Consider the following 23,674-nt stretch of genomic DNA (forward strand, 5'->3'; position numbering starts at 1 on the left):
CCATGTGGCCCCGGCGCACACCACCCACCAGACTGGGCCCATGACGGAAACGGAAGACATCGCGAACAGCACCTACGACGTAGTGGTGCTCGGTGCCGGACCCGTGGGGGAGAACGTGGCGGACCGCACCCGTGCGGCCGGGCTCTCCACCGCGGTCGTGGAGAGCGAGCTGGTCGGCGGAGAGTGTTCGTACTGGGCCTGCATGCCCAGCAAGGCCCTGCTGCGGCCGGTGATAGCCCAGGCCGACGCCCGCCGCCTGCCGGGACTGAGCGCCTCGGTGCAGGGCCCCCTCGACACGGCAGCGGTCCTCGCCCGCCGGGATTACTTCACCTCGAACTGGAAGGACGACGGCCAGGTCGGCTGGCTGGAGAGCATCGGCGCCGACCTTTACCGCGGCCACGGCCGCCTCGACGGGGAACGCACGGTCACGGTCACCGCGCCCGACGGCACCAGGACGGTGCTGACCGCCCGGCACGCCGTGGCCGTCTGCACCGGCACCCGGGCCGTGCTGCCCCACCTGCCGGGCCTCGACGAGGTCAAACCCTGGACCAGCCGCGAGGCCACCAGCGCCAAGGCGGCACCCGGCCGGCTCGTCGTGGTCGGCGGGGGAGTGGTCGCCACCGAGATGGCCACCGCCTGGCAGGCCCTCGGCTCCCGGGTCACCCTCCTCGTGCGCGGAAAGAACCTGCTCAACCGCATGGAGCCGTTCGCGGGCGAGCTCGTCGCCGAGGCGCTCACCGAGGCGGGCGTCGACGTGCGCACCGGCACCTCCGTCGAGTCGGTCACCCGGGAGAACGGCACGGTCGTGGTCGTCACCGGCACCGGTGACCGCATCGAGGCCGACGAGATCCTCTTCGCCACCGGACGCGCCCCGCACACCGACGACATCGGCCTCGACACCGTCGGCCGGGAGCCCGGCAGCTGGCTCGAGGTCGACGACAGCCTGCGCGTCACCGGCACCGACTGGCTCTACGCGGTCGGCGACGTCAACCACCGCGCGCTCCTCACCCACCAGGGCAAGTACCAGGCGCGCATCGCGGGAGCCGCCATCTCCGCCCGCGCCTCCGGCGCCCCGGTCCAGGTGGACCCCTGGGGCGCGCACGCGGCCACCGCCGACCACGACGCGGTACCCCAGGTCGTCTTCACCGACCCGGAGGCGGCCTCCGTGGGCCTCTCCCTCGCGGAAGCCGAACAGGCGGGCCACCGCGTCCGCGCGGTCGACTACGACCTCGGCTCGGTCTCCGGCGCGGGCCTCTACGCCGAGGGCTACCGCGGCCGCGCCCGCATGGTGGTCGACCTGGAACGCGAGATCCTCCTCGGCGTCACCTTCGTCGGCCCCGGCGTCGGCGAACTGATCCACTCCGCCACGATCGCGGTCGCCGGCCAGGTCCCGGTCAGCAGGCTGTGGCACGCGGTCCCGGCGTACCCGACGATCAGCGAGGTGTGGCTGCGGCTCCTGGAGGCCTACCGGGACAACTAGGAGGGCAGCTCGAACCCGAGGGACGCGGCCGCCTGCTCCGGGGTCGGCTGCGTCCAGCGTTCGGCCATCGCCTGGTTCGAGGACAGGGAGCGCAGTTCCGCGCGGTCCAGGTAGAGGGTGCCGTCGAGGTGGTCCGTCTCGTGCTGGACGATCCGCGCGGGCCAGCCCGTGAACACCTCGTCCACCGGCCGGCCGAGCTCGTCCTCGCAGGTCAGCCGGACCGCGGCGGGCCGTGCCACCACGGCCTGCCAGCCGGGCACGCTCAGACAGCCCTCGAAGAACGCGGCCCGCTCGGGATCGGCCGCCTCGTACGACGGATTGACCAGCACCCGGAACGGCTGCGGGACGCGTCCGCGGGCCAGCCGCACCTCCTCGGGCACCGGAGCGGGGTCCTCGATCACCGCGATCCGCAGGGGGACCCCGACCTGAGGGGCGGCGAGCCCGACGCCGGGCGCCGCGTGCATCGTGATGCGGAGGGCCTGGACGAAGCGGGAGAAGAGGGCGGCGTCCAGGTGGCCGTCGTAAGGCTCGATGCTGTTGCGCAGAACCGGGTCGCCGGCCGCGACGATCGAGAGCGGGCCGTCCGTGGTGAGGAGTTCCTCGATCAGGTCGGCAAGGGGCTTGCGGGGACTCGGGGTTGCCATCGCGCCAGGATGCCATGTGCGCCTCATGTGTGATGCGGGTCACTCGACGTGCCGGGAACTCGGCGGCCCCGCCCTCCGACTACTGGACCGCCACCGTCCCCAGCCCCCGGAGAAGCCGCCGATGTCCACCGCTCCCACGACGACCACGGACGAGGCCCCCGGGCCGGCCGCTTCGGCGCCGACCCCCGGCAGATGGGCCCCGCTGCGCCCGCTCGTGCTGCGTCTGCACTTCTACGCCGGCGTGTTCGTCGCGCCCTTCCTGCTGATCGCCGCCGTCACCGGCTTCCTGTACGCAGGGGCCTTCCAGGCCGAGAAGATCGTCTATCGCCACGAGATGACCGTCGCCGCCGTCGGGGAGAGCGAACTCCCCGTCTCGGAGCAGGTGGCCGCCGCGCGCAAGGCCCATCCCGAGGGCACCGTCACGGCCGTACGGCCGTCTCCCGAGGCCGACGCGACCACCAGGGTGATGTTGTCGGGCGTGAAGGGTGTCGACCCCGGTCACACGCTCGCCGTGTTCGTCGACCCGTACACCGGCAAGGTCCGCGGCGCGCTGGAGCAGTACGGCTCCACCGGGGCGCTCCCCCTGCGCACCTGGATCGACGAGTTCCACCGGGACCTCCACCTCGGCGAGAACGGCCGCCTCTACAGCGAGTTCGCCGCGAGCTGGCTCTGGGTGATCGCGGGCGGCGGCGTCGTGCTGTGGTTCTCCCGCCGTCGCGCCCTGCGCAAGGTCCGCGGCACCAGCGGGCGGCGCCGCACCCTCGGCCTGCACGGGACCGTCGGCGTCTGGGCCGCGGCCGGCTTCTTCTTCCTGTCCGCGACCGGCCTGACCTGGTCCACCTACGCGGGCGCCAACATCGACGAACTCCGCACCTCGCTGGGCCAGGCCACCCCGTCGGTATCCGCCACCGCGGGCGGCGACCACTCCGGCCACGGCGCCTCCGCCTCCGCCGGGGACGCCGAGCACGGCGTCGGCCTCGACAAGGTGCTGGCCGCGGCCCGTGGCCAGGGCCTCGGCGACCCCGTGGAGATCGTCCCGCCCGCCGACGCGTCCTCGGCCTACGTCGTACGACAGGTGCAGCGCAGCTGGCCCGAGAAGCAGGACTCCGTCGCTGTCGACCCGACCACCGGCAAGGTCACCGACACGCTGCGGTTCGCCGACCACCCGCTGCTCGCCAAGCTGACCCGGTGGGGCATCGACCTGCACACCGGCGTCCTGTTCGGGCTGGTCAACCAGATCGCCCTGATGATCCTCGCCCTGTCGCTGGTCCTGCTGATCGTGTGGGGCTACCGGATGTGGTGGCAGCGCGGCCGGGGCTCCGCCTTCGGACGGCCGATCCCGCGCGGAGCCTGGCAGCAGGTGCCGCCGCAGATCCTGGTGCCCGGCGTGGTCCTCGTCGCCGTCCTCGGCTACTTCGTGCCGCTGCTCGGCATCCCGCTGGCGGGGTTCGTCGTGGCGGATGTGATCCTCGGCGAGATCGCCCACCGGAAGGGGAGGAAGACGGCGGCGGTCTGAGGCGGCCTGCGGCCGCTCCTGCGCCGTCACTGCCGCGAACTCGCTACGCCGTCAGTGCCGCCAGCTCCCTGTTGGCCCGCTCGGTGATGAGGCTCAGCACCCGCCCGGCCACGGCGAGTTCCTCCTCGGGGATGCCGTCGTAGACCCGGGCGGAGACGGGGGCCGTCTCCGCGGACGTCACCTCGTACAGCTGCCGCCCGGCATCCGTGATCCGCACCTGGGACGGCAGCCGGGCCGCCAGCGCCCCCGCGGTGACCAGCTCGTCGACCACGGCCTGCGCTTCCTGCGTCCTGATCTTGAGCGAGCCGACGACATCGTCGACGAGGTGCTGCCGCTCGACCGGGCCCTCCGCGACGGCGGCCAGTCGCAGGGTGACGGACTGCTGGAAGGTCAGGCCGTGGCGGGCGAGGACGTGCTCCAGGATCCCGCGGGCCGCGTAGTGGGCCAGGGCGATGACACGGGGGTTCAGGAGAGGAGGGGCGGTGGTCATGGCTGCTCCTTCGGGTTGTCGTTCGCCGGGTCGAGGGGGGTGTCGAGCAGGGTCGCCAGTTCGCGCTTGAACTCTCGTGTGCGGGTGCTGTCCAGGCCTCCGAGGGGCGCCAGCAACTGCTCCAGGAGTCCCTGGACCACCTCGATGGCCCGCCCGGTCCGCTCCCGGCCCTCCTCGGTGAGCGCCAGTTGCACCGCGCGCGGGTCGCGCGGGTCGCGGGTGCGCTCCAGGAGCCCCGCGCTCTCCAGGGAGCGCGCGAGCTTCGAGACGTAGAGCGGTTCGAGGCCGGTGTGGTCGGCGAGGCGCCGCTGGCTGGGCCGCTCGCCGCCGCGCTGCATGCCGTACAGCGAGGCCATCAGGGAGTACTGGGCGTGGGTCAGGCCGAGCGGGGCCGTCGCGCGGTCGACGGCGACCCGCCACTTCATCGACAGTCGCCAGACCAGGAAACCGGGCGTTGCGCCCTCGGGTGCCGTACTCATGCTCGATACAGTACATGGCTACTATAGCCATGGCTACTGTCTTTTGGTCGCGGCTGGTGTCTTACGGCGCGGGCCCTGTCCCGTGCCGGTCCCCGTGCCCGGCGGACGGCCTGACGGGAGTCGCTTCACGGGGCTAGGTTGGGCGCCATGAGCAATCTTGATCGCGAGGCGGTACCCGCCCTGTGCGGTGGCCGCGGCTTCGTGGTGGCGGAACCCGTGCGTGAACTCCTCAGCCCTCGCCGCGTCAAGCTCGGCGAGTCCAGCGAGGTGCGCCGGCTGCTGCCCAACCTGGGCCGCCGCATGGTCGGTGCCTGGTGTTTCGTCGATCACTACGGCCCCGACGACATCGCCGACGAGCCGGGCATGCAGGTGCCCCCGCACCCGCACATGGGCCTCCAGACGGTGAGCTGGCTGCACCAGGGCGAGGTGCTGCACCGCGACTCCACCGGCAGTCTCCAGACCATCCGCCCCCGTGAGCTGGGCCTGATGACCTCCGGCCGCGCGATCAGCCACTCCGAGGAGAGCCCCCGGTCCCACGCCCGCTACCTGCACGGCGCCCAGCTCTGGGTCGCCCTCCCCGACGGGCACCGCCACACCGACCCGCGCTTCGAGCACCATGCCGAGCTGCCGCAGATCACGGCGCCGGGTCTCACGGCCACCCTCATCCTGGGCGACCTCGACGGCGCGCGCTCACCCGGCACGGCGTACACCCCGATCGTCGGCGCCGACCTGACCCTGGCCGGCGGCGCGGACGTACGCCTGCCGCTGGAACCGGACTTCGAGTACGCCGTGCTGGCCATGTCCGGCGAGACCCACGTGGACGGAGTGCCGGTCCTGCCCGGCTCGATGCTCTACCTCGGCTGCGGCCGTACCGAACTCCCGCTGCGCGCCGAGTCGGACGCGGGCCTGATGCTCCTGGGCGGCGAGCCGTTCGAGGAGGAGCTCGTCATGTTCTGGAACTGGATCGGGCGGTCCCAAGAAGAGATCGTGCAGGCGCGTCAGGACTGGATGGAAGGCAGTCGCTTCGGTGAGGTGAAGGGGTATGACGGCGCGCCGCTGCCCGCTCCGGAACTGCCGCCTGTGCCGTTGAAACCGCGGGGCAGGGTGCGATGACCTGCGGAAATACCTGTGTGCTGGTAAGGCTGTCGAGCAAGGCGCGGCCGGAAAATGCCTCTTGCGGTCGACCGCTTGCAGGGGGGGGCGACCGCATCGCCGTCTCGGCCTGGGGTGGGCGGCGGTTCCACGGTGTGGCTGTCCGTGGGCAGCTGTGGCAGAACTCCTGCTGACCTTCGAAAAGGCGGGATCTCCCATGCGCTCGTCCCAGATCATCCCGGTCGGGAACGGCGGCATGGTTGTCACCTTCACAAAGCACGGGGTAACACCATGACAGACAAGCCTGAGAGCTTGGACTTCCTGTGGGACGGCACCGAGGACGGCTGGGTCGTCATCACATCCGACCTCGGGCTCGGGACCATCTACAACACCGAGACGCACATGGCTCTGGTCCTTGAGGACGAAGCCGAATACGAGCACGCCATCCGGACGATGCACGAGCACGGTCGCCCGTTCTTGGACTCCATCCCATAGAGAGAGCGGTGGCCGCCTTCATGCCAAGGCGGCCACCGTGGCCAGCTCCATGTCGTTGTCCGAAACAGCCGGCTTGGCAGCGTCCGCGGTTCTGTCGGGCCAACGCCATGGCGAGGTCCTACCTGTACCAGCAGTGCAACGAGGGCTGCACGGACGCTGCACGGCTTCACGTGGAGACCACCGAGCTTCTTCAGCGTTGCCGCTCCAGCGTGACGATGGCCTTGGCGATTGATGTGATGAAGGGGCGGGGCCTCCCGCTCCCGCCGGGTGCGCAGGATGCTCGGCTCGGGCAGAGAGTCCGAACTCGGGGAGGTCCTCGATGAGTTCACCGTACGACTGTGTGCAGTGGGTGGGAATGGATCTGCACCGGTGCCGCTCGGTTCTGGTGCGGAGGCGGCGGACGGGCAGCGGCTGGGCAAAATGGTCCGCCTCAACAACGGTCCGGCCCGGCTCAAGCGGGAGATCGCCAAGGCCGGGCCGCAGCCGAAGGTGGTGCTGGAGGCCACGCCCGGCTGGTACTGGGCCGCCGACGCGCTGGCCGAGGCCGGGACCGAGGTGCACCTTGCCCGGCTGGCCCCGCCCGAGACCCGCGAACCGCGGGAGCGCCTGGTGATGGATGGGATGTTCTCAGTGCACCGGGGCGGACGTCCGGGCGAGCAGCCGCTCCACATGTGCGAGCGGCCGGAGGACGCAACGGCCCAGCAGCAGGGAGGGGCTGATCAAGGTCGAACCGACCTCGTGGCTGTCCTTGACACAGGCGTACGGCGAACTGTGCACCTGTATCTCGCGCCCCGTTGCCGTGATCTGCCGGGCCAGCGCCACCTTGGGTGCGCACACGGCCACCGGCCCGACGACGTCCGCCGTCAGGCGGCCCGCCCGCACCCGGCGAGCCCACAGCGCCTCGATGATCAGGTGTTCGCGCACGGAGAAGCCGCCGATCGCGGTCCCCAGGACCCAGCCGTCGTCGATCCCGCCGAGCAGTTCGGTCTCGGACCGCGTTCCCGGGCCCACCTCGAGCACGCTGCACCGAGGCATCACCGCCCCGGGCGCCCCCCGACCGTGACCGGTGCTGCGTCCCGCACTCAGCGCACGGGTGGCGTGGTCGGTGAGCAGCCCGGCCCAGCGGCCCTCGCGCACCAGCGCGACGGCACGAGGCGGGGTGCCCTCGTCGTCACGGACGTAGCTGCCCGCGTAGGGACGAGCCGTCGGGCGGTCCCATACCGTCAGCGGCGCGCGGGTCCACACATCGCCGAGCCCCAGGCCGAGTGCCTTGCGGTGGACGAGGTAGTTGTCGGCCTCACTCGTGTGCCCGAAGCACTCGTGCACCAGCACCCCGGCCGCCGACGGCGTGAGCAGCGTCGGGCCCGACACCGGTCCGGGCAGCGGGCGGCGCCGAGCCACCAGCGCACGGTCGTCGAGCAACTGCCGTACACCGGAGGCCACCTCACCCGCCACATAGGTGCGGTCGTAAGCGGCGACGCCCCATTGCGGCGTTCGGCCGTGCTGTGCAGGTCCGAGCGTGATGCGCACCCGGCACAGCCCGTCCGATTCGTCGCGGACGATGCGCGCCCGGGCTCCGAGCCCGGTGCGGGCCGTCTCAAGCGCCGCGCGCAGGGCCTGTTCCCCGGAATCGCGCGTGGCGGCGGGCAGACCGGTGGTGCCGTCAGGCATGGTTCAGCCGGCTGATCGCTTCCCTGCACCCCGCGATGATCCGGGCACCGTGCTCGGTCGGCTCCGCCACTTCGAGCAGGTTCTTCTCGGCAACGCGCAGCTGACCGGTCTTCAGGGCGCAGTAGCGCTCCAGGCGTCCCCGTTCGACCGGATCGGACTCGGTCCGCAGATGGCGGTCGGCCGCATGGACGTCGTTGATGAAGGACAGGATCCCGTGCAGGATGTGCCCGAGCGGGCGTTCCGCGTCGACGAACGGGGAATGGTGCGTGGCCTGCGGATTGCGCACCACCGCCACGCAGTCGAGGATCCCGCTGAAGCGCTGGTGGGTGGCCTCATGGACCAGCGTCTGGGCGAGCATGTAGGCGGGCCGCTCGCTGGTCAGCACCAGACCGCGCAGACCGTGGATGCTGAAGTTGAGCGGCCGCAGCCCGCGGTGGTTGCCCAGTGCCGCGAACGCCTGGATGTCGATGGCGGCCATGTCCCGGCCCTCGGGCCACACGGCAGCCAGCGCGTCCGCTCCGTTCCGCACCCTCGCGGCGAAGGCCCCCGCCCGCTCGGCGGTGAGGTCGAGCGGATCCTCGTCACCCTCGCAGGCCCACGCGAACAGCTGGGCGGAGCGGGCGCCGGCGCCGGTGGTGATCACCGGGGCCGCGGTGCGCCGGGGACCGAGGTGTACGGAGACCTGCGGCTGCTCCGCGGCCAGGCACCTGCCGAGTTGGTCGAGAAGCTGCGCCGGGTCCGCGTCGGACCTGGTGCTGCGCCAGGTCCAGCCCGTGACATCGGGGCGAACAGCCCAGCTCAGGGCCTCGTCGACCTCCCAGCCGTCCACCAGTTCCAGCACCCGGGCGGGCTGGGACGCGCCGGGCTGGTCCTCGCGCAGTCGCTTCACCCCGCGCAGCAGCCGCACCAGGTACTGCCGGGCGACGACCCGGTGCAGCTGCTCGTTGGCGGCGACGGCTTCGGCGTCCTCGGCGAGGACGATCAGCGCGAGGTCGGGCAGTCCTCGGGCGGACCTGTCCGCGGCAAGTTCCTTCAGTCGCATGTCTCCCCCTTCGCGGAGCGGGTCACGTCGCGCAGTGCTCGTAGCAGTGCCTCTTCGAGCCGGTCCGGGTCGGCCCCGGCCAGGGGCAGCGGCTGCCACCAGGCGTCTTCCGCGGCCAGTGCGCGCAGCAGCGGTTTGAGGTGGCTGCCCAGCGCACTGCGCGCGTTGTACGAGAAGGAGACACTGACCGAGCCCTGCGCCGAGCCGTCCGGATCCTCGACGCCCTCGTGCGGGGCGAACAGCGGGAGGTAGAGAACGTCGCCGGGGTGCAGCACCACCTGCCACGGGGGCTCTGGGAACCGACCGGAGGGAACGAACCCCTTGGTCTCCAGCATGCGTTTGCGCTGCCGCTCGCGGCCGGTGTGTTCCGGAAGACCCACCAGCCAGCTCTTCGAGCCCTGTTGCTGGACCACGAAGTTGTCGCTGTGATCGAAGTGGCAGCCGATTCCCGCGCCACTGCCGCGGGTGACGGACAGGTCGGCCGTGCACTCGTCCCAGCCCATGAGGTCCGCCAACCGCGTGCAGGATGCGGCCAGTTCGGGCATGGTGTGCTGGGCCTGGTTGACGAAGAGCACGGTGCTGTCGGGGCGCCGGTGCACACCGGCTCCCGAGGTGTCGCCGTCCAGCCGGGCCTCCAGCGCCTCGACGTCGGACCACTCCAGGGCGGGGGCCAGGAAGTTCTTGCCGCAGCCGCGCAGTACCAGGGGACGGCGGCGCCAGTGGTCGCGGTAGAAGCGCTCCCGGTCGAACCGGTCGATCTCGTCGGGCCGCCCGGCGCAGGCCATCGCGTCGATCTGCGTTGGCTCGTTCATCGCAGCCCCCATGAGCTCAGGCGGTCCTCGAGCGAGGCCCGGACGGACGGCGTGAGTGCGTCGGGGCGGCCGTCGAGCAGGCTGGTCAGGGCGTCGAACAGCGGACGGCGGGCCGGCCCGATCACGCAGCGTCCGGCTCCGGCCAGGAACATCGTCGGTTTCAGTTGCCATTCGGCGGGTGCCTCGGCGTACTCCCGGAACCCGCACAGCACGTCCCCGTGGAAGGTCATGTCACGCAGTCCCACGTCGAAGGTCGCGTGGGCGCCGGTGGCGACCGCGCGGGTGACGGCGGCGGCCGCCTCGTGATGGACGAGCGGCTCCAGTTCGCCGGACGGGTCGAGGCCGGCGGGCCGTGCGGCCATGAAGCGGTGGAAGCACTCGGGCAGGGTCGTGCCCCGTCCCCGGGGCGAGAAGGGGACGTCCCGGAACTCCTGGAAGGCCGGCGAGGCGATGAACGCCTCGGCCACCTCGTTGACCGGGGCGTGGCGCCCTTCCCGCAGCGCGTCCAGCGTCCGGGGGAAGGATCCCTTGAGGCCGGGCCCGGTGCCGGTGCCGCCGGAGACGACCTCGGAGCGGATGTTGCGTCCCACCAGTGCCAGTTCGTGCACGTCCACCCGGCCGAACGCGTCCAGGAGGTCCTCGTCGAGCGCGATGCGTGCGCCGGCAGGGCCGTCCTCGGCGAACGCGGTGCGGAAGTCCTTGTCGTACAGCAGGCGGTCCAGCACCCGCAGGATGCGGTCGTGCCTGAGGGCTTCATGCTGCACGGGCGTCGTCCTCCTTCCAGGAACGGACGAGGGTGAACAGCCGTTCCGCGTTGGGCCGCGACTTGGGCACCAGCTCTCCCTCGGCAGTGAACTTGGGATCCTCGTAGGTGACTCCGGCCAGGTTCGGCATCAGAGGCAGCAGGTGCTCGAGCAGGATGAGCTGTTCGTCGAGCAGCACGCCGTGGTGCAGGTCGCGAAAGCGTCCGTCGACGATCTGACACCCCGACAGGTGGACTTCGTGGCAGCGGTCCAGGGGCAGCGCCTCCAGCCCTTCGAACATCCGCTCCCCAGTGCGTCCCTTCAGCCACTGGTAGGCGAGGATGTGACCGATGTCGATGGTTGCCAGGGCACCGGTCTCGCGGATCACCGTGTCGTAGAAGGAGAAGGCGTCCAGCTCGCCGACGAGGAAGCTGCCACCCTCGGTGAAGCCGGGGAACTCCACGGACAGGGGGGCTCGAAGCCGCCGCACCCAGTCGGCGACGCCGCTCACGCACCGCCGCAGCCCCTCCGTGGTGAGCACCGGCGGCATGGGGTAGGGCAGGCTGCGGCCGGCCAGGGACCAGATGCCGAGGTCCTCGATGACCCAGCGGAATCCGTACCGCTCGATGAGCGCGTTGGTGAACTCGGCGATCGCGGCCCGCTCGTAGTCCTCCGGGCTGCCGGTGTTGAGCAGGGTGTGGTGGAAGGCGCGCGGGCGCCGTGCGCCGAACAGCTCGAAGAGCCGGTCGTACGCCGGGACGTAACGCTCGGGATCGAGCGGGCCGTAGTCGATGGGCTGGAAGGCCACGAACATGTAGTCGTAGGCACGGGCGTTGCGCTCGAGGAAGGCGGCCACCTGGTCGGTCGGACGGCCGGAGCCGGTCTTGTCGAAGCCGATGCGCTCCCCCCAGACCAGGTCCATCCCCAGTCCGAGTCCGAGTTTCTCCATCACGCACTCCTCCCTTCGAGGGCGTCGGGCGCCGACGGATCCGGCACCAGCAGGCGTTTGTCGAGCATCCGGTGCAGCCAGCGGTGGCTGGCCGGGTCGTCGGCCGTGAACCGGCCGTCCCGGTCGGGGGCGAGGCCGGGAGGCACGGCTGCCATCCGGGGCCAGGCCACGTCGGCCAGGAACCAGCGGCCGCCCACCTGCTCCAGGGCGACCGCGAAGCGCGGGCGGGCCGCCGGCGCCGGCCCCGGCGCGGGCCGCCGCTGGGGCGCCCGGTCCTCGGAGGGCGGCTCGCCGCCACGGTGCGGCAGGTCCGGCCGGCCGGCCCGTTCGGCGTCCGGGACCGCTTCGACGGTCATCCGCAGCAGCCGCTGTCTGGCGGCCTCGGTCGCGGTGTCGTCCAGGACCGCTCCACCCACCCGTCCCGCGGCGAACGCCAGACCGTCGTTGGTGACCAGGGGCTCGTCGTCGGGACGCTCCCGTTGCGCCCACAGATAGCTGCCGGGTTCGGCCACCACGAGCTGCATGGTGTCCAGGCCCAGCTCCGCCGGGTGCCGCTGAATGACACCGACGGTGTCGTGGTAGCCGTCGACGGCGTTCGGATGGTCGTAGCCGTCCATGAAGGACAGGTTGGTGACGATGCCCGCACGGGTGAGGTTGAGCACCGCTCGTTCGGCGTGCGCCGCGTCCTGTCCCTTGCCCAGGGAGTCGAGGATCTCCTGACGGGCGGTCTCGAATCCCGTCGAGAGCTGCACACAGCCCGACTCCCGCAGCCGACGGCAGAAGCCGGGGTCGGCGAGCTCGGGCTCCAGCCGCGCCCGGACCCGGAACGTCAGCTCGGTGCCCCTCCGGCGTACCGCCTCCATGACCCGCAACAGATGCCGCAGCCCGGTGTTCTCGTCGGCCACCGCCACATCGGTGATGCCGAGCCGTTCGGAGAGCGCGATCAGGTGGTCGGCCGCGGTGCCGGGGTGGATCTGCTGGAAGGCCCGGGCGTCGCGGTAGCGGTTGCCGTACGAGCAGAACGTGCATCTGCCCCAGTAGCAGCCGACGGTGAGGCGGTAGGGGAACTGGTGGGCCTGGTTGCTGTAGTCGGCGAAGTCGAACTGGCCGAAGTCCGGCATCGGCTGATCGTTGAGCACGAAGGCGTCCCGCAGGCCCTCCGCGGCGTGTGCGGGCAGGGGAGTCGGTTGCCGGGCCGACGCCGCCGCCGATCCCGGCGGCAGGATGTCCGTGAGGAAGTCCTCGCCGTGGCCGACGCACCAGTGGTCCACCGAGCGGGCAGCCTCGGTGCGGCGCAGCAGAAGGGCCGCCCACATCTGCACGGTCGGCCCACCGAGCGCGATCCTCAGGTCCGGCCGGCGCTGTTTGAGCAGGGTGGTCAGGACGAGGGTGGGGACGACCTGGCTGAAGAAGGGAACGGAGAAGGCCAGGACGCGTGGCCGTTCCTCCTCGATCACGGCCTCCAGCCGGCCGGCGCACCAGCGCGCCGACCAGGTGTCGCTGGCCGCCTCGACCACTTTGTCGAGCTGTCCCAGCCGGGGCGTCCCGGAGATGACCCAGCCGTCCCGGGCGGCCTGCTGGGCCACATAGCGGCCGGTGGCCTGGATGGCGGTCTCCTGGGCGAAACCAGTGGAGCGGTCCCGGGCGGTGCTGAGCAGCAGGGCGCCGTGATCCGACCGGTAGCGCTCGCTGACGCTGCGGTAGATGTCCCCGGCGCTCGTCACGGGGGTGTCGTCCGGCCGCTTCCGGGCCGGAGCGCGGCACACCAGCACCTCGTCGCGGTACTCCAGGTTGAGGTCGAGGGCGCGCACCGTGTGGCCGCGGGCGGTCCAGGCCGCGGTCAGCTGGGGCAGGGCCAGGTAGGGGAACTGCACGGCTTCGCTGACGGGTGGCATGACGAGCAGTACGTCGATCACGCGCCCTCCACCTCCGCTTCGGCGGCGCCGGGCCCGGTGAGCCGGTCCAGCAGCCGCAGTCGCCCCTCGGCAGTCCTTGCCGTGTCCATGTCGCCCTCGGCGCAGGCAAGCACCCGTACCGTCTTCCAGACGCCTCTGCGCAGCGGCAACTCGGCTCCCAGAGCCTGGAATTCGGACAACGCGGCGGCGGGCCCCTCCAGGCGCAGGGTGGCTCGGGCGCCCATGATCCGGGCGTGCGCGCCGAGGGTGTCCTGCGGGTCGAGGCGGACGGCTTCCCGCAGGTATTGGCGTGCCGTGCGATGGTCGCCCCTGGCATAGCGGGCTGCGCCGATCTTGTAGGCGAGCCAGCTGGAGTGGTAGCCGTGCCCGGCTGCCTGCTCGAAACACTCCTGTGCCCGGTCGGGACTGAGGCCGGCCTGGGACAGGCCGTGCAGGGCGACGGCGATGCCCTGTTCCACTCCCCCCTCCTCGTCCGCCGGGCCCGCTGCGGGGGCCGCGGTGCCCCGGTGGACGCGCAGCATCAGGTCCTCCGGCCAGGGCGTGGCGGGCAGGAAGGAGGACTCCCGGGCGCGCAGTCCGAGCCGTGCGGCGACGTCCGCTCCCACGGTCCGGTACTCCGAGGGCAGGAACCCGGACCGGGTCGACCAGGTCATCGCGGCCAGTTCGCCGCCGCAGACGCCGACGAGTTCGGCCAGGTCCTGCGCGGTGTGCTCGAACCTGCCGTGCTCGTCGACCAGCCAGTCCAGGTCGATGTCGGTCACGATGTCCGTGTGCACATGCCGGTCCAGATGCCCGGCGAGGAGATCGGGTGGTACGACGGCCAGCCTGACGCCGCACAGGGTGACCGTCAGGCAGCACTGCCGTGTGCTGGGGCGGGTCGGTCTGCCGCCGGTCGTGATGAGGGACACGGCGTCCACCGCGTGCGCCTGCCAGCCCTCGTACGACCGCCAACTGGGCACCCACACCAGGTCGGTGAGGCCGGCGACCACTGCGGCGGCGGACCAGAAGTCGTCGAGACCGAAGGCGCCGGGTACCCCGCGGACCGGGAGCCTGCGCACCAGTTCGGCCGGGGAGACGTTCCTGTCGGCGGTGGCCCGCAGCGCCTCCTCGCCCCCCGGCGCCAGGGGTTTGAGGTCCAGATGGCGGTCGAAGCACACGACCGTACGGCCGTGGTAGGGGCGGTCCGGCCAGAGCGCCGCAACCTCGCCGTGTTCCTCGAAGAGATCGACGTCCACCGGCATCCGGTCACCGTTCCACGAGGGGTGTCGGCGCGGCAGGCACGGATGTGGCGACCGGCGCGGAGGAGAAGCGGCGGACGTCCGGGCGCAGGGTCACGGCAGCGGTCGAGACCAGGACGAGGGCGCCGCCCCACAGCATGATCGTGCGAGGGTCGGCGAAGCGGAGCAGGGCGGCGCCGAGGAGCTGGCCGAGCGGCAGGGAGGCGAAGGAGAAGAAGAAGTCCGCCGAGAAGGCACGGCCGTGCAGTTCCTCGGGTACGTCCCGGCGCAGTCCCGTCATCTTGGCCACGTCGAACGCCTGCTGTCCGATGCCGCCCGCAACGAAGGCGACGGTCAGCAGCACGAGCGAGCCGCTCGCCACGGGCGCCAGCACGGTCAGGCCGTACAGGGCGAGCAGGGCGAGTGCGTACAGGCCTCGGCGGGGGCCGCCGATCCTGCCGCCGACCAAGGCTCCGACGGCGTTGCCGATGGCGAAGGCGCCCAGGACGAATCCGTAGAGGGTGGCGCTGTGACCTCCCTCGACCAGGAAGACGGGCAGCGCGACCATCCAGGGGCCGACGGCGAACACCACATGGACGACGGCGAGGAGTTGCACACTGCGCAGCCAGGGGATGCGCCACAGGACGATCAGCCCCTGCATGGCGGAGTGCAGGAGGGAGGGCTCGGGCTCGGGCTCGGGCTCGCCGGGTCCGTCGCCGTCGGGGCGGGAGGCCTCCGGCTCTTCACCGGCGGGCTCCGGCTTCTGCGCCGGGGCGTCGGACCGGGAACCCGCGACGAGGTGCGCGCCCGCCCAGCGCGTGGCGACGGCGGACAGTCCGAAGGTGACCGCGGCGAGGACGGCGCCGGCGGACGAGCCGAGCCCGGCGACCACAGCGGCGGCCAGCGTCGGACCGACCATCCCCGAGACGTTGCGCAGGCCTTCAAGGAGCCCGTAGGCGGCGGTGACCTCGGCGTCCTCGGCGGGCGCGGGGCCTTCAGCGGGCCCGGCCGCGGCCGTCGGGTTCCTCCTGTCGAGGACGCGGGGCGCGATGACCAGCAGGGCGGGTTCGCTCACCGCCTCGCACAGACCGACGAGCACGGCGACGGCGACGACGACGGCGTCCAGCCGGCCGTCCCACACAAAGGCGAGTACGGCGAGGGCGACGACCCGCGTGGAGTCCGCTACGACTGCGGCCCGCACCGGATCGAATCGATCCAGCAGCGCACCGCTGAAGAGGACGACACCCCCCAGTGCGACAAAGCGCGCGGCGAATACTGCGCCGATGGTCTCCGCGGGAGTTCCCGCCTTCGCGGCGGCCACCACGACAATGATGGGGAAAAACGCGTCACCAATAAGAGAAACAATCTGACCGGAACAGAGTCCGGCGAAACGACGATGCCGGAACAACCGAAAATAAATTCCCACCGGGGGCCGTGAAACCTTTCTGGCAGAACGCGCCGGGCGCTGTACGCAACACGTCACCGCGCCGGTGGGCGGGCCGGCCACCCGGCCCGCCCACCGGCATCATGCCTGACTGGCGTTGGTGCTAGGAACGGAAGCGGAACGCGTGGAACGCGACGCTGTCGTCGAGGTCCTCCGCCTCCAGGACCTCCAGGGAGTCGAGGTCCTCAATCTCCTCGAGGATCTTCTGCTCGTCGTTCGACTCGCGCATTTTCTCTCCCTCGAAAATACGGCGCGCCAGGCCAACCCCGCCGCGCTCCCGAATGATCGTAACGACATCGCTCGGGAATCCACAGAAGGCGTGGAAAGGTTGGCCAGAAACCGCGAGAAAAGACATATGTTTGGCAAGCCGAACGCCGGTTTCGCGCGGGAGAGCGAGGAAAGCGGAACGGAATCCGCCACTCCATAAATGGCCAAACGGCCGATTTTGATCGCTTCCGTCTTTTCTTCGGAGGAAACACGGCTCCCCGCTTCCCGATGGAAGGCGCCGGTCGCCCGGTGGGCGCACTGGCCGAGCCGATGTGCACAAGGGCAAGCCCGGCATCCGCTTCCCGGCGCCCTCGACAACGATGCGCCGGCCCCGTGCCGGCGCGCTCGGTGCGTCGCCCCCTGGTAGTCAGGGCTGCTTCGGCGGAGCCAGACCCCCGGCGGCCGCCGCGCTGTCCCGCAAGAAGCCCACGAAGGCCTCGGCCGCCGGGGTCAGGGCGTGGTCGCTCATGCGGACGAGGAGGATGCGGCGCACGGGGGCGGGAGGCAGCAGCGGCAGGACACTGACGCCGCCGCGGATGCCTTCCAGGGCCAGGGTGGGGGCGAGGGCGACCCCGATTCCTGCGGCGACCATCGCCTGGGCCTCCTGGTAGTCGTGCGCCTCGTAGGCGATCTGCGGCTCGAAACCGGCCGTACGGCAGCTGCGGGCCAGGGCCTCGGCCACCGGGTGGTTCTCCGCACGGGTGATCCACGCGTCCTCGGCGAAGTCGGCGAGGGCGGCGGAGGTGCGGCCGGCGAGGGGGTGGTCCGCGCCGACGAGGAGCGCCGGAGGGTCGTCGACGAGCGAGGTGACCACGATGTCCTCGCGGTCGATGCGGTTCCAGTCGTAGTCCCACATCAGGGACATCTCGATCTCGCGGTTCTCCAGCATCGCCCACAGCCCCGCGATCCGGGCGCTGCGCACCGTCAGCCGTACGTCGGGGTGCGTGCGGCGGAAGGCGATCACCGCCCGGGGGAGCAGGGAGGCGCCGACGGTGGGGAAGGTTCCGACGCGGAGTGTGCCGGCCCGCAGCCCCGCGAAGTCGGCGAGTTCGTTCTCCGCGGCCGTCAGTTCGCGCTCGATCCGCTCTCCCCGCTCGGCCAGCGCGCGCCCCGCGTCGGTGAGGGTGACGCCCCGCGCATGACGCTCCAACAGGGGCTGTCCGGCCTCCGCCTCCAGACGGCTGACCTGCTGCGACACCGCTGACGGCGTGTAGTTGAGGGCGCGTGCGGTCGCCGTGACGGAACCCCGGCGGGCGACCTCGGTGAAGAGCAGAATGCGCCGGACGTCGAGCATCCCGCCACCTCCAGCGTTCAGTTCAAGTTAATACCCATGCAGATTTCCGAGATTGTACTTCACGCTGCCCGCGCCCACTGTGGATCGCAGCCCGCACGGAGATGCCGTCGGGATGTCCCTGAGGAGTCCGTTGTGTTGCGTGTGCAGGGCGAGATGATCCGCGGAGGAACCAGCAAGTGCTGGATCTTCGACCACCACGACGTGGTGGCGACCGGCGTGGACGCCGACACCCTGCTGCTCGCCGCCTACAACGCCGCGGACCCCCGCCAGATCGACGGCGTCGGCGGCGCCTCCTCGACCACCTCCAAGGCGGCGATCGTCCGGACCTCGACGAAGCCGGACGTCGACGTCGAGTACGCCTTCGCCCAGGTCGGCATCGGCGACGCGCGGGTGGAGTGGACCAGCAACTGCGGCAACTGCGCCACCGCCGTGGCCCTGTACGCCGTCCACCACCAACTGGTGCCTCTCGCACCGGAGTCGACCACGGTACGGATGCTCAACATCAACACCGGAGCCCGGCTCAGCGGCACCATCCCCACCCCGGGGCGCACCGCCCCCGACGCGGGCACGGCCCGGGTGCCGGGCACCGCCGCGCTCGGCGTGCCGGTGCTCCTAGGCTTCGAGGACCCCGCCGGTACCTCGACCGGCCGGGCCCTGCCGACCGGCCACGCCCTGGACACGCTGACCGGTCCCACCGGCACCGTCGAGGCGTCCCTGGTCGACGCCGGCGCCCCGGCCGCGCTGTTCGAGGCCAAGGCGTTCGGACTCGACGGCACCGAGTCCCTCGCCGACTTCGCCACGGCGGTGCCCGCCCTCACCGTGCTGCGCCGGCAGGCCGCCCTGGCCATGGGACTGGTCCAGGAGAGCGACGCCGTCAGCCACGCCGTCCCGAAGGTCGGAGTGGTCGCCCGCCCTGTCACCTACCGCACCACCGATGGCACCCTCGTCCCACAGGACGCGTACGACCTGGCCGTGCGCATGGTCTCCATGCACGCGCCCCACCCGGCGATCGGTCTCACCTCGGCCGTAGCCCTGGCCACCGCTGCCGCCATCCCCGGCACCCTCGCCCACCGCGTCGCCCGGCAGACCGCCGATGGGTCGCTGCGGCTGGGCACCCCGGCCGGTGTCATCACCGCCCGAGCCGTCCCCGCGAAGGAGGGCGCGTCCCCCACGGTGCTGCTGCACCGCGCCGCCCGCCGCATCGCCCGAGCCGAACTCCTCGTTCCCGTCCTGGAAGGACGCCCCGTATGAGCCGCAACGACGCCGCCCCGGGTACCGTCGACGCACCACCGAGCCGCCTGCGCGCTCTGCTGTCCCTGCTCTACGTCCAGTGCCTGATCGGCGTCCTGGCCGGGGCCGCCGTCGGCGCGCTGTGGCCGTCCTTCGGAGCCGATCTCAAACCGCTGGGCGACGGGTTCATCGCGTTGGTCCGCATGATGATCGCGCCCGTCATCTTCTGCACCGTCGTGCACGGCATCGCCTCCATGGGCAACGCCCGTGCCGTCGGCCGGGTCAGTCTCAAGGCGCTCATCTACTTCGAGGTCCTGACGACCGTCGCCATGGTGATCGGGCTCGTCGTCGTGAACGTCGTCCAGCCCGGCAGCGGGCTGCACGTCGACCCCTCGACCCTGTCGACCGAGGGGCTGCCGCCGGAGGCGACCGCGAGCCACGAGAGCGTCTCCGCGTTCCTGCTCGCCATGATCCCGGACACCCTGCTCAGCGCGCTGACCGGCCACGAGATCCTGCCCGTGCTGCTGATCTCGGTCCTGTTCGGCTTCGGTCTCAACGCAGTCGGCGAGGCGGGCGCGGGGCTCACCCAGGGCATCGAGAAGCTCTCCAGGGTCCTGTTCACGCTCATCCGCTGGATCATGCGACTCGCCCCGATCGGTGCGTTCGGCTCCATGGCCTTCACCATCGGCAACTACGGACTGGACACCCTGCGCCACCTCTTCCTGCTGGTCGGCTCCTTCTGGCTCACCGCCCTGTTCTTCGTCCTGGTGGTGCTCGGCACCGTCATGCGCCTCAACGGCCTGCGCCTGCTGCCCTTCCTCCGCTACATCAAGGAGGAACTGCTGATCGTCCTGGGCACCTCGTCCTCCGAGCCGGTGCTGCCGCGCATGATGGCCAAGCTCCAGCACGCCGGTGCCTCGAAGCCGGTGGTCGGGATCACGCTGCCCGCCGGGTACTCCTTCAACCTCGACGGCACCGCCATCTACCTGACCATGGGCTCGGTCTTCCTCGCCCAGGCCCTCGGTATCGACCTCAGCCTCACCCAGCAGCTGTCCATGCTCGCCGTCATGCTGCTGACCTCCAAGGGCGCGGCCGGGGTGACCGGTTCCGGTTTCATCGCCCTGGCGGCCACCCTCAGCGCCGTGCCGCATGTGCCCGTCGCCGCGCTGGCCCTGATCTTCGGCATCGACCGGTTCATGTCCGAGGCCCGCGCCCTGACCAGCGTGGTCGGCAACGGCGTCGCCACCCTCGCGGTCGCCAAGTGGGAGGGACAACTCGACGAGGAACGCGCCAGGGCCGTCCTGCGCGGCGAGATCCCGTTCACCTCCACGCCCTCCGCGGCGCGGCTCGAACCGACGTCCGACCCGCGCCCCGGGGAGGCCGGGGACACGGCCCCGAAGGCCGCGAGCGGTGAGGCCGAGGACGCCGACCCGAAGGCGGCAGCGGGGGCGGGCCGCGAGCCGGTACCCGCCGCGGGCTGACCCACCCCGCACCGCCGGTCCGGAGCAGGCGCTCCGGACCGGCTCCTTTGTGTTACGCCCGTTCCGTCACATAGTTCGGCCGTTCCGTCACGTAGTTCGGCCGTCCCGTCACGTAGTTCGGCCGTTCCGTCACGTAGTTCGGCCGTCCCGTAACGGAGTACGGCACCCGCGGACGCCACACGCTCGCGCCGTACTCCGTGCCGGATCGCAGGGTCCGCCCGTCCTGACCGTGCGACCGGCTTGGTAGCCTCGTCGGGCCAGTCGAGCCACATCCGAGGCCAGGGAATCCGGTGCGAATCCGGAACTGACGCGCAGCGGTGAGGGGGACGGGCGGGGCACGACGCCACTGGGAGACCGGGAAGGCGCCCCGTCCGGACGAACCCGAGTCCGAAGACCTGCTGGCACCTCCGCGCCCCGGCGCGGGGGACGTCCGTAGGCCAGGCTCCGCGTAAGAGCCCCGACCCCAGAGGCATGCCCGTGCTCCGCACCCCCGCCCTGCTCCGTACCCCGGCGCTCCTCCTCGTGTCAGCCCTGCTGCTCACCGCGTGCGGTTCGTCCGACGCGAAGGACGCGAAGTCCCAGGCAACCGCCGCCGGTTACCCGGTGACCCTCGACAACTGCGGTCGCGAGATCACCCTGACATCGGCCCCGAAGCGGGCCGTCTCCCTCAACCAGGGCTCCACCGAGATCCTGCTCTCCCTCGGCCTCGCCGACCGGACGGCGGGTACGGCCACTTGGACCGACCCGGTGATGAAGGGACTGGAGAAGGCCAACGCCTCGGTGCCGCGCCTCGCCGACAACAACCCCTCGTTCGAGAGGGTCCTGGACGCCCGACCCGACTTCGTCACCGCCTCGTTCGTCTCCACGCTCGGCAAGGGAGGCGTCGCCACCCGCGAGCAGTTCGACAAGCTCGGCGTGCCCACCTATGTCTCACCGTCCGACTGCTCCGGCAAGGACAACGACAGCGGCGGCGACGGATCGCGCAGTGAACCGCTCACCCTCGACGCCGTCTACGGCGAGATACGCGACCTCGCCCGCGCGTTCGGTGTCGAGGAGCGCGGCGGGAAGCTCGTCGCCTCGCTGAGGAAGCGGGTGAGCACGGCCACCGCCGGGATCGACGCCTCGGACGTCTCGCTGATGTACTGGTTCGCCAACTCCCAGTCGCCCTACCTCGCCGGCTGCTGCGGCGCGCCGGGCGCCATCACCCGTGCGGTCGGCGCGCGGAACGCCTTCGCCGACACCCACGACGAGTGGCCCCAGATCAACTGGGAGACGGTCGCGGACCGCGACCCCGACGTCATCGTGATCGGCGACCTGACCCGCAGGCAGCAGACCGCGGAGACCGCCGAGGCGAAGATCCGGTTCCTGGAGACCAACCCCGCCACCCGCAACCTGACCGCCGTACGGAAGAAGCGCTACGTCCTGCTGTCCGGCCAGGCGATGAACCCCTCCATCCGTACGGTCGAGGGCATCGAGAAGGTCGCGGCGGGACTGCGCGACTTCGGACTCGCCAAGTGAGCCTCCGTACGCTGCTGTTGACCGGCGGGGGCCTCGCCGCGCTGCTCGCGTCGATCGCCGTCGCCGTGACGATCGGACCGGCGGACATCTCGACGGGGGACGTCTGGGCCGCCGTCGCGGCCCATCTCGGCGTCGGCGAAGGCACGTCGGCGCCACTGCGGGACGGCATCGTCTGGGATCTGCGGATGCCGCGCACGCTGCTTGCCGCCGTGTGCGGGGCCGGGTTCGCGGTCTGCGGGGCGGTGATGCAGTCGCTGCTGCGCAATCCGCTCGCCGACCCCTTCGTCCTCGGGGTCTCCTCCGGCGCCTCCACGGGAGCGGTCGCCGTGGTCGTGCTGGGAGTGGGCGGGGGAGTGGTGTCCCTGTCGGCGGGCGCCTTCCTCGGCGCGCTGCTCTCCTTCGCCCTGGTCCTCCTGCTCAGCCACACCCTCGGCGGCAGCACCGACCGGGTGGTGCTGTCCGGGGTCGCCGCCATGCAGCTGTTCTCCGCGCTGACCTCGTTCGTCGTGCTGACCTCCGCCGACGCGGAGACCACCCGGGGCGTGCTGTTCTGGCTGCTGGGCTCGCTCGCCGGCGCCGACTGGGGACAGGTGCTGCTCTGTGCGGGCGTCCTGGTGGGGGTCCTCGTCGTCTGCCTCGGGTACGCCCGTACGCTCGACGCCTTCGCCTTCGGTGACGAGGCCGCCGCCGGACTCGGGGTCCGGGTCGCCCGTACGCGACTGGTCCTGCTCTGCGCGACGGCGCTGCTCACCGCGGCCCTGGTCAGCTGTGCGGGGGCGATCGGCTTCGTCGGCCTGGTCCTCCCGCACGCCACCCGTGCCCTCACCGGCGCGGGCCACGCCCGCCTCCTGCCCGTCACCGCGCTGACGGGCGCAGTGTTCCTGGTCTGGGTGGACACGCTGGCCCGTACCGTCCTCGACCCCCAGGAGGTCCCGGTGGGCGTGGTGACGTCCCTGATCGGCGTGCCCGCGTTCGTGGCCGTGCTGTACCGCGGAAGGAGAAGGGTGTGACCGGCCTGCACGCGGACCGTGTCGTACGGCGCCTCGCCGACACGGTGGTGGTCGACGACGTCACCCTCACTCTGCGTCCCGGTGAGACGGTCGGACTGCTGGGCCCCAACGGCTCAGGAAAATCGACCTTGTTGAAGCTGCTGGCAGGTGTCCTCGCGCCCACCACCGGGGTCGTGACCCTCGACGGACGTCCGCTGCCGGAGGTCGGCCGACGCGTCACCGCCCGCCGGATCGCCACCGTCGAGCAGCACGCCGACACCCGGACCGAACTGACCGTCCAGGACGTCGTCGCCCTGGGCCGCATCCCGCACCGCCGTGCCTGGACCCCACCGACGGCGGCCGACGCCGCGGCCGTCACCGAGGCGCTGGCCCGCACCGGCCTGACCGACCGGGCCGACCAGTCCTGGCACACCCTCTCCGGCGGCGAACGCCAACGCGCCCAGATCGCCCGCGCGCTCGCCCAGCAACCCCGCGAACTCCTCCTCGACGAACCCACCAACCACCTCGACATCCAGCACCAGTTGGACCTGCTGACGCTCGTCGTGAGCCTTCCGGTCACCACCGTGATCGCCCTGCACGACCTCAACCTCGCCGCGATGTACTGCGATCGGCTGCTCGTCCTGCGCGAGGGCCGCGCGGTCGCGGAGGGTACACCGGCCGAGGTCCTGACACCCGCCCTGATCGAACAGGTCTACGGGGTCCGAGCCGAGGTCACCCATGACCCCGGCCACCCAGCGATCCGCTTCCTGCGCCCGGCGGCCCCGGACGAGGTCCTGCCGAGCCCGAGGAGGGTGTAACGGCGGCGTCCCGACCGCGAACTGAGCCAGTGGACAAGGGGGCAGGCCCCCACCGCGTCGGCACCTTACGACGAGTGGCGGTCGTGT

22 protein-coding genes, 1 pseudogene and 1 riboswitch are annotated in these 23,674 nt (G+C 71.6%); of the genes and pseudogenes, 9 read left to right on the top strand and 14 right to left on the bottom strand.

The features are described from left to right. The first annotated feature begins 40 nt into the window (after window positions 1-40). Window positions 41-1,480 (top strand): dihydrolipoyl dehydrogenase family protein, encoded by a 1,440-nt coding sequence (locus IF54_RS0126125; RefSeq protein WP_030322828.1) that lies wholly within the window; start codon window positions 41-43, stop codon window positions 1,478-1,480. Here IF54_RS0126125 and IF54_RS0126130 read toward each other — a convergent pair. Next, entirely contained in the window at window positions 1,477-2,124 is a 648-nt protein-coding gene (locus tag IF54_RS0126130) for a peptide deformylase (protein ID WP_030322830.1), read from the bottom strand. The two genes, IF54_RS0126125 and IF54_RS0126130, sit on opposite strands and share 4 nt — an antisense overlap. A gap of 121 nt (window positions 2,125-2,245) precedes the next feature. Between IF54_RS0126130 and IF54_RS0126135 the strand changes: the two genes are divergently transcribed. Then, window positions 2,246-3,640, top strand: a complete 1,395-nt coding sequence (locus tag IF54_RS0126135) for a PepSY-associated TM helix domain-containing protein (RefSeq protein WP_030322831.1) — start codon at window positions 2,246-2,248, stop codon at window positions 3,638-3,640. Between the two features lie 43 nt (window positions 3,641-3,683). Here the strand turns inward: IF54_RS0126135 and IF54_RS0126140 are convergent, their stop codons facing one another. Further along, entirely contained in the window at window positions 3,684-4,130 is a 447-nt protein-coding gene (locus IF54_RS0126140; RefSeq protein WP_030322833.1) for a winged helix DNA-binding protein, read from the bottom strand. After that, window positions 4,127-4,609: a MarR family winged helix-turn-helix transcriptional regulator gene (locus tag IF54_RS0126145; RefSeq protein WP_030322837.1), complete on the bottom strand. Its 483-nt coding sequence runs from the start codon at window positions 4,607-4,609 to the stop codon at window positions 4,127-4,129. Before IF54_RS0126145 ends, IF54_RS0126140 begins: the two co-directional genes overlap by 4 nt. A gap of 147 nt (window positions 4,610-4,756) precedes the next feature. Here IF54_RS0126145 and IF54_RS0126150 point away from each other — a divergent pair, with 147 nt between their 5' ends. Together IF54_RS0126150 and IF54_RS0126155 are read left to right on the top strand one after the other, a co-directional pair. Then, window positions 4,757-5,722 (top strand): pirin family protein, encoded by a 966-nt coding sequence (locus IF54_RS0126150; protein WP_030322838.1) that lies wholly within the window; start codon window positions 4,757-4,759, stop codon window positions 5,720-5,722. 270 nt (window positions 5,723-5,992) lie between these two features. After that, the gene (locus IF54_RS0126155; RefSeq protein ID WP_030322839.1) at window positions 5,993-6,196 is read left to right on the top strand and encodes a hypothetical protein; all 204 of its coding nucleotides are present in this window, start codon (window positions 5,993-5,995) and stop codon (window positions 6,194-6,196) included. A gap of 627 nt (window positions 6,197-6,823) precedes the next feature. Here the strand turns inward: IF54_RS0126155 and IF54_RS0126160 are convergent. From IF54_RS0126160 to IF54_RS0126205, 10 genes are all read right to left on the bottom strand, one after another. Next, window positions 6,824-7,867, bottom strand: coding sequence for a metallopeptidase TldD-related protein (locus IF54_RS0126160; RefSeq protein ID WP_030322841.1), 1,044 nt, complete (start codon window positions 7,865-7,867; stop codon window positions 6,824-6,826). After that, window positions 7,860-8,909 carry an aKG-HExxH-type peptide beta-hydroxylase gene (locus IF54_RS0126165; RefSeq protein WP_030322843.1) on the bottom strand — a complete coding sequence of 350 codons (1,050 nt, stop codon included), beginning with the start codon at window positions 8,907-8,909 and terminating at the stop codon, window positions 7,860-7,862. The genes IF54_RS0126160 and IF54_RS0126165 overlap by 8 nt, the downstream gene beginning before the upstream one ends. Beyond that, window positions 8,900-9,721, bottom strand: coding sequence for a JmjC domain-containing protein (locus IF54_RS0126170; protein WP_030322845.1), 822 nt, complete (start codon window positions 9,719-9,721; stop codon window positions 8,900-8,902). Before IF54_RS0126170 ends, IF54_RS0126165 begins: the two co-directional genes overlap by 10 nt. Continuing rightward, a complete protein-coding gene (locus IF54_RS42775) occupies window positions 9,718-10,485 on the bottom strand; it encodes a hypothetical protein (RefSeq protein WP_030322848.1) in 768 nt (255 codons plus the stop codon). The genes IF54_RS0126170 and IF54_RS42775 overlap by 4 nt, the downstream gene beginning before the upstream one ends. Further along, on the bottom strand, window positions 10,475-11,413 hold the full coding sequence (locus tag IF54_RS0126180; protein ID WP_051735541.1) for a DUF692 family multinuclear iron-containing protein: 939 nt from the start codon (window positions 11,411-11,413) through the stop codon (window positions 10,475-10,477). The genes IF54_RS42775 and IF54_RS0126180 overlap by 11 nt, the downstream gene beginning before the upstream one ends. After that, window positions 11,413-13,329: a B12-binding domain-containing radical SAM protein gene (locus IF54_RS0126185; RefSeq protein WP_030322852.1), complete on the bottom strand. Its 1,917-nt coding sequence runs from the start codon at window positions 13,327-13,329 to the stop codon at window positions 11,413-11,415. Before IF54_RS0126185 ends, IF54_RS0126180 begins: the two co-directional genes overlap by 1 nt. Beyond that, window positions 13,326-14,570 carry a tetratricopeptide repeat protein gene (locus IF54_RS0126190; RefSeq protein ID WP_030322856.1) on the bottom strand — a complete coding sequence of 415 codons (1,245 nt, stop codon included), beginning with the start codon at window positions 14,568-14,570 and terminating at the stop codon, window positions 13,326-13,328. Before IF54_RS0126190 ends, IF54_RS0126185 begins: the two co-directional genes overlap by 4 nt. 4 nt (window positions 14,571-14,574) lie before the next feature. After that, a complete protein-coding gene (locus IF54_RS0126195) occupies window positions 14,575-16,053 on the bottom strand; it encodes an MFS transporter (protein WP_078852115.1) in 1,479 nt (492 codons plus the stop codon). A 40-nt stretch (window positions 16,054-16,093) separates the two neighbouring features. After that, the gene (locus IF54_RS43980) at window positions 16,094-16,219 is read right to left on the bottom strand and encodes a hypothetical protein (RefSeq protein ID WP_267884975.1); all 126 of its coding nucleotides are present in this window, start codon (window positions 16,217-16,219) and stop codon (window positions 16,094-16,096) included. Between the two features lie 405 nt (window positions 16,220-16,624). Continuing rightward, window positions 16,625-17,551, bottom strand: coding sequence for a LysR family transcriptional regulator (locus IF54_RS0126205; protein ID WP_030322861.1), 927 nt, complete (start codon window positions 17,549-17,551; stop codon window positions 16,625-16,627). Window positions 17,552-17,683: 132 nt separating this feature from the next. On the opposite strand from IF54_RS0126205, the gene IF54_RS0126210 reads away from it, so the two are divergent. Continuing rightward, window positions 17,684-18,802 carry a PrpF domain-containing protein gene (locus IF54_RS0126210; protein WP_030322863.1) on the top strand — a complete coding sequence of 373 codons (1,119 nt, stop codon included), beginning with the start codon at window positions 17,684-17,686 and terminating at the stop codon, window positions 18,800-18,802. After that, window positions 18,799-20,262 (top strand): C4-dicarboxylate transporter DctA, encoded by a 1,464-nt coding sequence (gene dctA, locus IF54_RS0126215; protein WP_030322866.1) that lies wholly within the window; start codon window positions 18,799-18,801, stop codon window positions 20,260-20,262. Before IF54_RS0126210 ends, dctA begins: the two co-directional genes overlap by 4 nt. Window positions 20,263-20,339: 77 nt before the next feature. On the opposite strand, the pseudogene IF54_RS44215 reads toward dctA, so the two are convergent. Further along, window positions 20,340-20,534, bottom strand: a pseudogene (locus IF54_RS44215) (hypothetical protein); the annotation flags it as partial. Next, a riboswitch (cobalamin riboswitch) is annotated at window positions 20,504-20,680 on the top strand. It overlaps the preceding pseudogene by 31 nt. A 53-nt stretch (window positions 20,681-20,733) precedes the next feature. Between IF54_RS44215 and IF54_RS0126220 the strand changes: the two are divergent. From IF54_RS0126220 to IF54_RS0126230, 3 genes are read left to right on the top strand one after another with little or no spacing between them, the layout of a single operon-like run. After that, the gene (locus tag IF54_RS0126220; protein WP_030322868.1) at window positions 20,734-21,780 is read left to right on the top strand and encodes an ABC transporter substrate-binding protein; all 1,047 of its coding nucleotides are present in this window, start codon (window positions 20,734-20,736) and stop codon (window positions 21,778-21,780) included. Then, on the top strand, window positions 21,777-22,790 hold the full coding sequence (locus IF54_RS0126225; RefSeq protein ID WP_030322870.1) for a FecCD family ABC transporter permease: 1,014 nt from the start codon (window positions 21,777-21,779) through the stop codon (window positions 22,788-22,790). Before IF54_RS0126220 ends, IF54_RS0126225 begins: the two co-directional genes overlap by 4 nt. Beyond that, window positions 22,787-23,587 (top strand): ABC transporter ATP-binding protein, encoded by an 801-nt coding sequence (locus tag IF54_RS0126230; RefSeq protein ID WP_030322872.1) that lies wholly within the window; start codon window positions 22,787-22,789, stop codon window positions 23,585-23,587. The genes IF54_RS0126225 and IF54_RS0126230 overlap by 4 nt, the downstream gene beginning before the upstream one ends. Window positions 23,588-23,674: the final 87 nt, after the last annotated feature.

The sequence above is a fragment of the Streptomyces sp. NRRL B-3229 genome, from assembly GCF_000719505.1.
GTDB classification, from domain to species: domain Bacteria; phylum Actinomycetota; class Actinomycetes; order Streptomycetales; family Streptomycetaceae; genus Streptomyces; species Streptomyces griseorubiginosus.